This is a genomic window from uncultured Microbacterium sp. (assembly GCF_937927635.1).
Taxonomy (GTDB): Bacteria; Actinomycetota; Actinomycetes; order Actinomycetales; family Microbacteriaceae; genus Microbacterium.
This window is the reverse complement of sequence record NZ_CALBRW010000018.1, coordinates 322,204-333,148: the sequence shown is the minus strand read 5'-3', so window position 1 is coordinate 333,148 and position 10,945 is coordinate 322,204. Positions and strand designations below refer to the sequence as shown.

Genomic DNA, 10,945 nt, shown 5'->3' with positions numbered 1-10,945 from the left:
GTACACAGGGAACACTCAGACTTCAGAGGGGGAGCGATGAGCGATCAGTCGCGCATGGATGGAAACGAGCCGGAGGGCCCGGCAGCCACAGCGGATGCCGTGGTGCCGCCGGCACCGGCGGAGGAGCCCGCAGCGGTATCAGGTGCGCTTCCGCCGGCCCCGCCGGCAGGTGCGGTTCCGCCGGTACCGCCAGTCGTGCCCGGCGCTGAGTCCGCGGTTCCGGCATCCGCTCCTGCTCCGTCATCCGCTCCACCGGTGCCCGACGCCGCGCAGATTCCCGGACCCACCGCGCAGGTGCCCGCATCCGATACCGTCCCGCCCCTGCCCGGCTCCATCCCGCCCGCGCCTCCGCGGCAGGGATCCACCTGGCTGAAGCCGTTCACGCAGCCCGTGCTGCTCGGCGCCCTCTCGCATGTCGGCATCGCCGTCGGCGCGGCGGTGGTCGGCGCGATCCTGCTGGTGTTCCTGGTGCTCTCCAGCGCCTCCGACCTGCCTTCGACGCCGCTCGGCTCGATCGACGATGTCCGCGTGGACTTCGGCGTCCTCGCGGGTCTGCTGTTCGCGCTCGCCGCCGTCGTGTACGGCGGCGAGATCAACGGCACCATGGATGCCGGTGGTGGCCTGTTCTCGATCGGCGGCTCCGCATCCATCTGGGTCTTCCCGCTCACCCTCACCCTCGCCGCGCTGGTGGCCGTGTTCTGGTGGGGCGTCCGACAGGGTCGCACCCACCGTCTCCCGACCTGGCAGCACCGCGCCGCGTACTCGGCCGTCGTCGGCCTCGCCACGGGGCTCGTGCTGCTGATCCTCACGCTCGTCTTCGCCATCCGCGTCGACGAGAGCAGCGTGCATGTGCTGGTCACCGCTGCCGGGTACCGCGTCGTGCTGTTCTCCCTGGTGCTGGTCGGCATCGCGACGCACCTCGGACGCTGGGCGGGATCGGTCGCGCAGCCGGGAGAGAACTGGTTCCGCTCCGGCATCCGCCTCTTCCGCGCTCTGCCCCGCGTCGCGCGCGAGGCGCTCGCCTACGCCGCGTTCGGCGGCGCTCTCTTCGCCGTGCTCGGCGCTGTCTTCGGCGTGATCGGCTCGTGGCAGACTCTCGGCGTGGGCTCGATCGCCCTCGGCCTGCTGGGGCTGCTCAACATGGCCCCGCTCGCCGCGGTCCTCGGCCACCTCGGCGGGCTTACGGCCACCGTCCCCGGGGTCGAGAGCACGTTCACGGTCTTCAAGACGGATGACCCGCTGCTGTGGATCGCCGTGCTGGCGGCCGTGCTGCTCAGCATCTTCGTGGCGCTCTGGATCGGCATCCGACGCCCCCGCCGCAACGGCATCGACTGGGCGTCCACCTGGCGGCTGCCTCTGGTCGTGCTGCTGGGCTGGTTCGTGGTCGGATCCGTGTTCTTCGGCCTGGGAGTGAGCGCGGGCGCTCGTGGTGCGGCTTTCAGCGTGGGTATCGGGATCGCACTGTGGTCCCCCTTCGTGATGGCCGTGTGGGCGTTCGCCGTCGAGGTCGGCGCGCAGACGCTGCCCGCGCTCGCCTACGGCTCGGCCCCGCAGCTGCTGGGCGCACTGACCGGACACTCCGCCGTCGCGGCGTGGGCGGCCGGCACCAGCGGCACCACGGTCGGAGCGGATGCCGCGGATCATTCCGCGGGTGCCGTCGGCGCCGTTCCCGAGCCCAAGCCGCTGAGCCCGGCCGCCAAGCGCGGGCTCCTCATCGGCCTGTCCGCCGTCGGCGGCGTAGCCGTGCTGGCCATCGCCGCCGGCATCGCGGTGAGCGTGCTGAACTCCAGCCGCACTCCCGAGGCTGTCGCCCAGCAGTACCTCGACGCGATCGCGGCGGGTCACGCCGAGGCCGCCAACGCGCTCGTGGACCCGAATGTCCCGACAGCGCAGCGCGCGTTCCTCACCGATGCCGTGATGAAGTCGGCATCCGATCGCATCACCGACGTGTCCGTCGAGCGCGAGGGGACCGGCGGCGGCGACTCCGCATCGCTCATCGTCACCTACCGGCTCGACGGCGTCAAGCAGACGGCGCAACTCAACGCGTCCAAGGGCGATCCGGAGTTCGTCGTGCTGGACACGTGGAAGCTGGATGACAGCCTGGTCGTGCCGGTGGACATCCAGATCGACGGGCAGGGTAAGGCGAGTGTCGGCGGCGTGGAGCTGCCGTTCGAGTTCGAAAACGGCTACGGGCAGGCCACGGTGCCGATGTATCCGGGCGTGTACGAACTGTCGACCGAGGGGTCGAAGTACTTCGCCCTGGAGCAGAAGGCGCTGAAGGTCGGGTCGCCGGACGACTCCTTCCAGGATCTGTCCTTCGCGCCGACGGATGACCTGAAGGAGGCCGTCACGAAGCAGGTGAACGATCTGGTGGACACCTGCCTGGCCTCCGCCGCGGCTGACCCCGACGGATGCCCGTTCCACGCGTACACGTTCGACGACGACACCAAGGTGACATGGACCAAGCAGGGTGAGCCGACCGTCGAGATCGATGACCGGGGCACTCAGGTAGCCGTGGAGGGTACCGTCGTCGGCAGTTACACGGAGGACTTCTTCGGCACCACGCGCGAGCAGTCCGACGAGGACGATTACTCGATGTACGGAGACATCGTGATCGACGGCGACACCGTGAAGGTCGCGTTCGACGACAGCTGGTGGTGAATCGCCGGCGGGGGCTTGCCGATGTCGGCGGCCCCCGCCAGGCTGTGGTCATGGCGCACACGACCAACTACACCAGCACCTTCATCGAGGTCTCCGAGGACTGCCGCGCGGAGCACGGCGAGGAGCCCCCGATCGCTGAGAACCTCTCGATCGCGGCTCTGCACTACCGACTGCTCAACGACGAGCCTTACACCCGCACCTCCGACGATGTGCTGTTCGAGACGCATGCGCTGCGCAAGGGCATCGACCCGGCCGATGCCGCTGCCCGCGAGGAGTTCTTCTCGACCGGCCAGGCGTGCCTGCGGTCCTCGCCGCTGGCCAAGCGCTACGGGTGGGGCATCCATCACGATGCGCAGGGAAGAGTGGCGCTGGTGTCCCGCGATTCCGAGGAGTACGCGCGTCTGGCCGCCGATCCCGCGCTCGAGCATGTGAAGGCCATGCGGTCCAGCCGGGCGGCGTGACCCTCACCCGACCTCGGTGAGGTGCCCCTCTGCATCCAGCTCCAGGGTCAGCGTGAGACCGAGCCGCTGCAGGAAGACGTCGTCGTGGCTGACGACCAGCACCGCACCGCGGTAGGCGCGCAGCGCCTCGACCAGCTGGTCCACGGTGTCGAGGTCGAGGTTGTTGGTCGGTTCGTCCAGCACCACGAGGTGCGGTGCTGGATCGGCCAGCAGCAGGGTCGCCAGCGCAGCCCGGAATCGCTCACCGCCGGACAACGCCGACACGGGGCGGTCCATGGCGGCTCCTCTGATCAGGAAGCGGGCGGGGCGGTTCCGCAGCTCCTTGTCGGGCACGTGCGGGGCGGCTGCGGCGACGTTCGCCACGACGGACTGGGTGTCGTCCAGACCGTCCACGCGCTGGGACAGGTAGCCGATGCGGTCCGTGTGCGGTTCACAACTCCGGAGAATCGGCAACAGAAGCTCCGGAATGCCGGATTCCGGGTCGATTCCGCTCGGATCTCCGGAGTTGTGAACGGAGCCCGCCACAAGCCGCCGCAGCAGCGTGGTCTTGCCGACTCCGTTCCGGCCGATCAGCGCCACCCGCTCCGGCCCCTGGATCACCCACGACCGCTCGCCGTCGCCCAGCGTGGTGATGCGCCGAGAGTCGGAGACGCCGGGATCGGGCAGGTCGATCTTCATGGTCGCGTCGTCGCGGATGCGCCGGCCGGCGGCATCCCGAGCAGCGCGGGCGGCGTCCTCCTTGCCCGCGACCTCCGTGCGCAGCCTGCCCGCCGACACCTGTGCCGCCATCTTCCGGCCGTTGGCGACGATCTTGGGCACACGCTTCTCCTCGAACGCCTTCTTGGCGAAGCTCGCCCGATGCGCGAGCTTCGTCTCGGCCTCGATGCGCTGCCGCTTCTCCTTCTTGAGTGCCTGGGTCGCATCGCGCTCGGCCTGCTTCGCAGCATCCTGCTCGGCATCCAGCCACGCCCGCCACGCGGAGTACGGACCGCCGAACACGTTCAGCTCGCTGCCGTACAGCTCGGCGGTGTCGTCCATCAGCTCCAGCAGGGCGATGTCGTGGCTGACCACGATCAGTGCGCCCTTCCAGGAGCGCACCATCTCGGAGAGCCTCGCGCGCGCGAACCTGTCGAGATTGTTGGTGGGTTCGTCGAGCAGGGTGATCGGCGCGCGGCGCAGGCGGATGCCGGCGATCGCGACCAGCACGGCTTCGCCACCGGACAGCTCGCCGACCGTGCGATCGAGGAACGACGGGTCCAGCCCTGTCTCGGCCAGCGCGGCCTCGGCCCTGGCCTCGATGTCCCAGCCGTCGCCGACGGCGTCGAAGTGCGCGGGGTCGACGTCGCCCGCGGCGATGGCGCGCACGGCATCCAGCGCTGCGGCGACGCCCAGCAGCTCGGCCACGCGGCGGCCGGTGTCGAGCGTGAGCTGCTGCGGCAGGTACGCCACCTGGTCGGTGCGGATGATCTGCCCCGATGTGGGCGTCAGCTCTCCTGCGATCAGGCGCAGCAGGGTGGACTTGCCGGCGCCGTTGCGTCCGACGAGCCCGGTGCGGCCGGCCCCGAACGAGCCTGAGACGGCGTCGAGCGCCGTCGAGCCGTCGGGCCAGGTGAAGGTCACGCGGTCGAGCGTGACGGCGGCGGTGGTGAAAGCGGATGGTGCTGACATGAGCGTCTCCCGGAGATGTGCGGGTGCGCGGATGTCGACGGCACGTCGGGACGTGGCAGGACCGGAGCCTCGAGGGGCCTGAACGGGTCGGAAGGATCGTCGGATCAGCGCGTGGATGATTGCGCGGAGGGCGACGACTCAGATCAAGGAACTTCCAGACACGGCGGACAGGACTCTGCGACGATACCCGCTGCCGACCGAGGGTGCAACCCGAGCGTGTCGTGGATATCCGTCGCACGGCGGATGCCGGGCATGCGGCGATTCCGTACGGTTGAGGTCATGGACGACAGGCAGCCGAGTTCGCACGAGACGCGCGCTCGTATGGGTTTCGCAGGCAGCATCCTGATCGGACTCGGCGTCGCGGCAGCCATGAACGCCGCCACGCACGACATGGGCGTGAGTCTCGGAATCGGCCTGGCCATGACCGTCGTGTTCATGGTCGTGTTCACGCGCAGGCCGCGCCGACGGCATCCGGATGCCGGTGGTGCGAAGGATGCCGGTGGCGAGAACGATGCCGGTGACGAACCCGGCTCGGCGGAAGACGGCCCTCAGTCCTGAAGCGCGTCCTTCCACTGCGAGAGGAACAGGTTCACGTCGGCCAGCTCCTGCTCGGAGATGGAGTGCGTGAGACCGGTGTAGACGCGGCCGGACAGTTCGGCGTGGCCGGGCAGCCACTGCGCGGTGTGGTCGATGAGGTTCGGCGGGATCACGTCGTCCCGGCTGCCGCGACCCCAGAACACCGGCGGACGCAGCTCCTGAAGCGAGGCGTCGTTCGGCAGGTCGCCCGGTGCCGCATAGCCGCTGAGCGCCACCACGGCCGAGATGCGCGACGGCGCCAGTCGCAGCGCCTGCAGCGCCACCGCCGCGCCCTGCGAGAAGCCCAACAGAGCCACCGACGAGCCGTCTGCGGCTGTCGCATCCAGCCATCGCAGCACGGCCTCGGCCGCGACGGTGATGCCCGCGGCATCCCTCGAATTCAGCGCGTCGATGGCGTACCACGAGCGTCCCGGCATCGGCCACGGCGGCGTGAGCGGGGCGGCGACGGAGGCGACGGTGATCCCGCCCGGCAGATACGGCACCAGGCTGAACAGGTCCTTCTCGTCGGCGCCGTAGCCGTGCAGCAGCACCAGCAGCGCCTGCCCGGACTGATCCTCGGGCGACCACAGCGTGAGGGAGTCGTCGATCTCCATGGGTTCGCTCATGCAGTCATCCTGCCAGCGACGACCGACGCGCGGTCGTGCCGTCTGCGGGTGCTGGTAGAAAAGACACATGGCGGTGCGCACACCAGATCCAGACCCCGACGGCGGCTTCGGGTTCGATGACGTGCCCGGCGCGGACGCGAATCCGGCGTGGCTGACGGACATCGAGCTGGAAGAGGCGAGGCGGCGCCTGCCCATGCTGTACGTCGAGGCGGTGCCCGTCGTCACCGACGGCTCGGGACAGGTCACCTCGATCGGCGTGCTGCTGCGCTCCACGCCGTTGGGGGAGATCACCCGCACCCTGGTGTCGGGGCGCGTGCGCTACGGCGAGACCATCCGCGACGCGCTGTTCCGGCACATGGAGAACGACCTGGGGCCGATGGCCTTCCCCCTGCTGCCGGTCTCTCCCACGCCGTTCACAGTGGCGGAGTACTTCCCGATCCCCGGTGTGAGCGCCTACACCGACGACCGGCAGCACGCCGTCTCGCTGGTGTACATCGTCCCCGTCACCGGCACCTGCGAGCCCCGCCAGGACGCCCTCGAGGTCACCTGGTTCTCGCCGGAGGAAGCCGCCTCCGACGCGCTCGCCTCCGAGATGGAGGGCGGTCGCGGCACGCTGATCCGCCATGCGCTCGCGCATCTCGGCCTTCTGCGCTGAGGTCGGGCTGCGCGCGCTGACGCCGACACCCCGGATATCTGCTGAGACCCCGTGCTGCAGACGTCCGCAGCACGGGGTCTGGCCGGTAAGACGGGGCCTCGGCGAAGGCATCGGCGGCGGCTGCGACGTGCTGCGTGCGCGGCCTGCACGTGCAGGACTGGACCTGATCAGGCCGTCGTCAACCGGCTCAGCTCGGCGACGAACGCGTCGACGTCGGACTCCTGGGTGTCGAAGCTGCACATCCAGCGCACCTCGTTGCGCGACGCATCCCAGTCGTAGAACCGGAACTTCGAGCGCAGCTGGTCGGCCACGCCGTCGGGCAGGATCGCGAAGACGCCGTTGGACTGGGTGGGCTGCGAGAACGAGACGCCGCGGATCGATCCCTCGCGAAGGCCCGCCTCGACGGCGCCGCGCAGGCGCTGGGCCATGGCGTTGGAGTGCTGGGCATTGCGCAGCCACAGATCGCCGTCGAGCAGCGCGATCAGCTGCGCGGAGATGAAGCGCATCTTCGAGGACAGCTGCATGTTGAACTTGCGGCTGTAGATGAGCCCGTCCGCGGCCGACGGGTTCAGCACGACGATGGCCTCGCCCAGCATCGCGCCGTTCTTGGTGCCTCCGAAGCTCAGCACGTCCACACCGGCGTCGCGAGTGAAGGCGCGCAGCGGCAGGTTCAGGGCGGCAGCGGCGTTGGAGATGCGGGCGCCGTCGACGTGCAGCTTCATGCCGTGCTCGTGCGCGTGATCGGCCAGGGCCTTGATCTCCTCGGCCGTGTACAGCGTGCCCACCTCGGTGGACTGCGTGATGGAGACCACCAGCGGCTGCGCACGGTGCTCGTCGCCCCAGCCCCAGGCCTCGCGGTCGACCAGTTCGGGGGTGAGCTTGCCGTCGTCGGTGGGCACGGCCAGCAGCTTGAAGCCGCCGATGCGCTCGGGAGCTCCGCCCTCGTCGACGTTGATGTGCGCGGTGGTCGCGGAGATCACCGCGCCCCAGCGCGGCAGCATCGACTGCAGGCCGGTGACGTTGGCGCCGGTGCCGTTGAACACGGGGAACGCGGTGACGCCCTCGCCGAAGTGCTTCGTGAACACCTGCTGCAGGTGCTCGGTGTAGACGTCCTCGCCGTACGCGATCTGGTGGCCCTCGTTGGCCTGGGCGATCGCCTGCAGCACCTCGGGGTGGATGCCGGAATAGTTGTCGGATGCGAAACCGCGCACAGCGGTGTCATGCAGAATGCTCACCCGACAACTCTACGGCTCAGCATCCGTTCTCCTCTGTCGGCAGCCCTGGCGGATGTCGGCGTCCTCGGGACGTTGTTCGCCATCCGCGACTGGTGGCCGCGACCGTTCCGCAGATCGCCGCGGGAGGGGCTTGACGCCGCCACCGTGGCGCGAGAGCATTCCCCGGTGACAGATGCGACCGACAAGACCGGGATGTCCGCGCATCCGCTGGTCTCCGCCGACCGGCTGAAGGCCTTCACCGACGGGGTCGTCGCCATCGCGATGACGCTCCTCATCCTGCCGCTGATGGAGGGCGTCATCGATCTGGGGCGCGAGGGGCGTACGGTGCTGGAGTACCTCGACGAGGATCAGGGCCAGCTGATCAGCTTCGTGATGAGCTTCGTGCTGATCGCGTCGATGTGGGTGTCGCACCATCGCATCTACGAGCGTGTCGAGCGCACCTCGAACATGCTGACCTGGCTGACGATCGCGTGGATGTTCACGATCGTGTGGCTCCCGGTCGCGACCGCGATGGTCGGCGCGATGCCCGACGACGCGGCGCAGAAGTCGCTGTACGTGGGCACCCTCATCGCCGCGACCCTGATGCTGCTGCTCGTCCGCATGTACCTGCGCAGGCATCCCGAGCTGCACGATTCGCCCCACGAGCAGCTGCGAGGCGGTATCCGCGCCGACGCTGTGACCATCGTGCTGTTCGCACTCGCGCTGACGGTCGCGGTGACGCTGCCGCAGATCGGCTACTTCGCGATGTTCCTGATGCTGCTGACCAGCCCGGTGATCCGCCTTCTCAGGCGGCGGTCAGCTCGACGACGCTCGCGTTGAGCTCGCTGGCTGGTGCATCCCACAGGCCGACCACGGCCCGGGCGAGCGAGTCGGGATCCAGCCCGCCCTCCACGCGCAGGATGACGGATGCCGCGCGCAGCGCCGCGCCGGCATCCCGGGCCGCCTTCGCATAGCCCTGCGCGACGGCGCGCGCCCACGTCTCGGCGGCGGCCTTGATGGTGACGTAGTTCGCACCGCCCGCCAGGGGCTTGAGCACAGCGGTGGAGGACACGATTGCGAAGCGACCGGCATCCGACGCCTTCAGCTGCGCGTCGAACGCGCGACTGGTGACGCGGACGGCCTGCAGGGCCGGGAGCAGGGCGGCGAAGTCCTCGTCGCTCTGCCCGGCAAGACCCCCGCCGCCGCGCCAGCCGCCGACCAGCGAGATCACGCCGTCGACGGCATCCAGTCGCTCGGCCAGCGCCGTCATGTCGGCCCAGGCCGTGGCATCCGCCACCTCGATCTGCGCTCCCGCCTCCGCAAGCGGGGCCAGGCGCTCGGCGGAACGGCCGGTGGCCACGACGTGCGCGCCGGCGGCGATCAGCGCGCGGGCCGTGGCCAGGCCCGCGGCGCTGGTGGCGCCGGCGAGGACGATCGTGCGTCCGGATGAGGTCATGAGCAACTCCTTCGAGGGACGGATGTCGGCCGAGATCACGGATGTCGGCCGTTTCAGCCATTCTGCGCCGACATCCGTGAAACCGACCGCCATCTGTACCACGCTTGCACGGCCGATGTCGGTGGACGGGTCAGCCGGTCGGCCGTACGTCAGTCGTCGGTGCCGCGGATGCCGACGGTCGACTCGATGACGGGACGCATCTTCTTGTTCAGCGTCTCGAAGAACATCGACAGCGGGAACTCGTCGTCCATCACCGCGTCGGTGTAGCCGCGGGGCGCCCCGGCGAGGATCTCGTCGCTCAGACCGCGGGCCCACTGGGATGCCGGGTGCGGGGTCAGCGTGCCGCGGACCAGCTCGTAGGCGGCCAGCCAGTGCGCGATCTTCGGGCGGTCGATCGAGTGCCAGTACAGGTCGTCGATGGCATCGCCCAGCGCGACGACGGCGTCGGGCACGTTCTCCCAGTCGAAGGCGAGAGCGGTGTCGGTCCAGTGCAGCACGCCGCGCTGGTGCAGCCAGGCGAACAGCAGCTGCCCGCCGACCGCGTCGTAGTTGCGCACGCGGGTGCCGGTGATCGCGAAGCGGAAGATGCGATCGAAGATCACGGCGTACTGCACCAGGTGCGCGTAGTCGTGCATCTCCTGCTCGGCCTCGGTGAGCGTCTCGCCGGCGGCGACACGGGCGTCGAGCGCGCGCTCGATCTTCACCGACTCGCGGAACGCCGTCATGTCGCAGCGCATCTCCTCGAGGGAGTACAGGAAGAACGGCATCCGCTGCTTGATCATGAACGGGTCGAACGGCAGGTCGCCGCGCATGTGCGTGCGGTCGTGGATGATGTCCCACATCACGAACGTCTTCTCGGTCATCTGCTGGTCATTCAGCATCGCCGCGGCGCGCTCGGGCAGCTCGAGGTTGGTGATCTCGGATGCCGCGCGCACCACGCGACGGTATCGGGCGGCCTCGCGGTCCTGGAAGATCGCGCCCCAGGTGAAGGACGGGATCTCGCGCATCGCGATGGTCTCGGGGAACAGCACGGCCGAGTTGGTGTCGTAGCCGGGGGTGAAGTCGACCAGCCGCAGCGAGACGAACAGCTTGTTGCTGTAGTCGCCGGCCTCGAGCTCGGCGATGAACTCCGGCCATATGGTCTCGACGATCAGCGCCTCGACCAGACGGTCGGTCGAGCCGTTCTGGGTGTACATCGGGAAGACGACCAGGTGGCGGATGCCGTCGATGCGGTTCTGCTGGGGCTGGAACTGCATCAGCGAGTCTAGGAAGTCCGGCTCGCCGAAGCCGCCGTCCATCCAGCGCTGGAAGTCCACGATCGCGGCCTCGAGATAGGCGGCGTCGTGCGGGAAGGCGGGGGCCAGGGCCCGGATGCCGGAGATGATGGCTGTCACGTGCTGCGCTGCGAGCTCATGGGTCGGGGAACCCGTCGAGGGGTCGACGCCCTCGGGGATCGAGCCGTCCTTGATCTGCAGCGGGCGCAGCGCGATGGCGGCGTCCTTCAGCTGCTTCCAGGCGGCGCTGGTCTCGGCGGTGGCGGCGTCCTCAACGACCTCGGGCTCGCCGATGATGGTCTGGGTGGTGCTGATGATGGACATCGAAGCCTCCGATCCTGAGGAGAAGTGGAA

Annotated in this window: 10 protein-coding genes; 5 read left to right on the top strand and 5 right to left on the bottom strand. The window is 69.4% G+C overall.

Annotated elements, in window-relative coordinates:
* Window positions 1-36: 36 nt before the first annotated feature.
* Together Q0568_RS10100 and Q0568_RS10095 are read left to right on the top strand one after the other, a co-directional pair.
* On the top strand, window positions 37-2,661 hold the full coding sequence (locus Q0568_RS10100) for a hypothetical protein (protein WP_298865963.1): 2,625 nt from the start codon (window positions 37-39) through the stop codon (window positions 2,659-2,661).
* A gap of 50 nt (window positions 2,662-2,711) precedes the next feature.
* The gene (locus Q0568_RS10095; RefSeq protein ID WP_298865961.1) at window positions 2,712-3,122 is read left to right on the top strand and encodes a DUF6157 family protein; all 411 of its coding nucleotides are present in this window, start codon (window positions 2,712-2,714) and stop codon (window positions 3,120-3,122) included.
* A 3-nt stretch (window positions 3,123-3,125) separates the two neighbouring features.
* Here the strand turns inward: Q0568_RS10095 and Q0568_RS10090 are convergent, their stop codons facing one another.
* Window positions 3,126-4,790, bottom strand: coding sequence for an ATP-binding cassette domain-containing protein (locus Q0568_RS10090; protein WP_298865959.1), 1,665 nt, complete (start codon window positions 4,788-4,790; stop codon window positions 3,126-3,128).
* A gap of 279 nt (window positions 4,791-5,069) precedes the next feature.
* Here Q0568_RS10090 and Q0568_RS10085 point away from each other — a divergent pair, with 279 nt between their 5' ends.
* Entirely contained in the window at window positions 5,070-5,348 is a 279-nt protein-coding gene (locus Q0568_RS10085; RefSeq protein ID WP_298865957.1) for a hypothetical protein, read from the top strand.
* Here Q0568_RS10085 and Q0568_RS10080 read toward each other — a convergent pair.
* Window positions 5,339-5,992: an alpha/beta fold hydrolase gene (locus tag Q0568_RS10080; protein ID WP_298865955.1), complete on the bottom strand. Its 654-nt coding sequence runs from the start codon at window positions 5,990-5,992 to the stop codon at window positions 5,339-5,341. The two genes, Q0568_RS10085 and Q0568_RS10080, sit on opposite strands and share 10 nt — an antisense overlap.
* Before the next feature lie 67 nt (window positions 5,993-6,059).
* Here Q0568_RS10080 and Q0568_RS10075 point away from each other — a divergent pair, with 67 nt between their 5' ends.
* Window positions 6,060-6,647, top strand: coding sequence for an NUDIX hydrolase family protein (locus Q0568_RS10075; protein WP_298865953.1), 588 nt, complete (start codon window positions 6,060-6,062; stop codon window positions 6,645-6,647).
* A gap of 167 nt (window positions 6,648-6,814) precedes the next feature.
* On the opposite strand, the gene Q0568_RS10070 is transcribed toward Q0568_RS10075, so the two are convergent.
* Window positions 6,815-7,882 carry a low specificity L-threonine aldolase gene (locus Q0568_RS10070; protein WP_298865949.1) on the bottom strand — a complete coding sequence of 356 codons (1,068 nt, stop codon included), beginning with the start codon at window positions 7,880-7,882 and terminating at the stop codon, window positions 6,815-6,817.
* Between the two features lie 165 nt (window positions 7,883-8,047).
* On the opposite strand from Q0568_RS10070, the gene Q0568_RS10065 reads away from it, so the two are divergent.
* Window positions 8,048-8,701, top strand: coding sequence for a TMEM175 family protein (locus Q0568_RS10065; RefSeq protein WP_298865947.1), 654 nt, complete (start codon window positions 8,048-8,050; stop codon window positions 8,699-8,701).
* Here the strand turns inward: Q0568_RS10065 and Q0568_RS10060 are convergent.
* Window positions 8,667-9,317: an SDR family oxidoreductase gene (locus Q0568_RS10060; RefSeq protein ID WP_298865945.1), complete on the bottom strand. Its 651-nt coding sequence runs from the start codon at window positions 9,315-9,317 to the stop codon at window positions 8,667-8,669. The two genes, Q0568_RS10065 and Q0568_RS10060, sit on opposite strands and share 35 nt — an antisense overlap.
* Before the next feature lie 149 nt (window positions 9,318-9,466).
* A complete protein-coding gene (locus tag Q0568_RS10055; protein ID WP_298865943.1) occupies window positions 9,467-10,915 on the bottom strand; it encodes a DUF6421 family protein in 1,449 nt (482 codons plus the stop codon).
* Window positions 10,916-10,945: the final 30 nt, after the last annotated feature.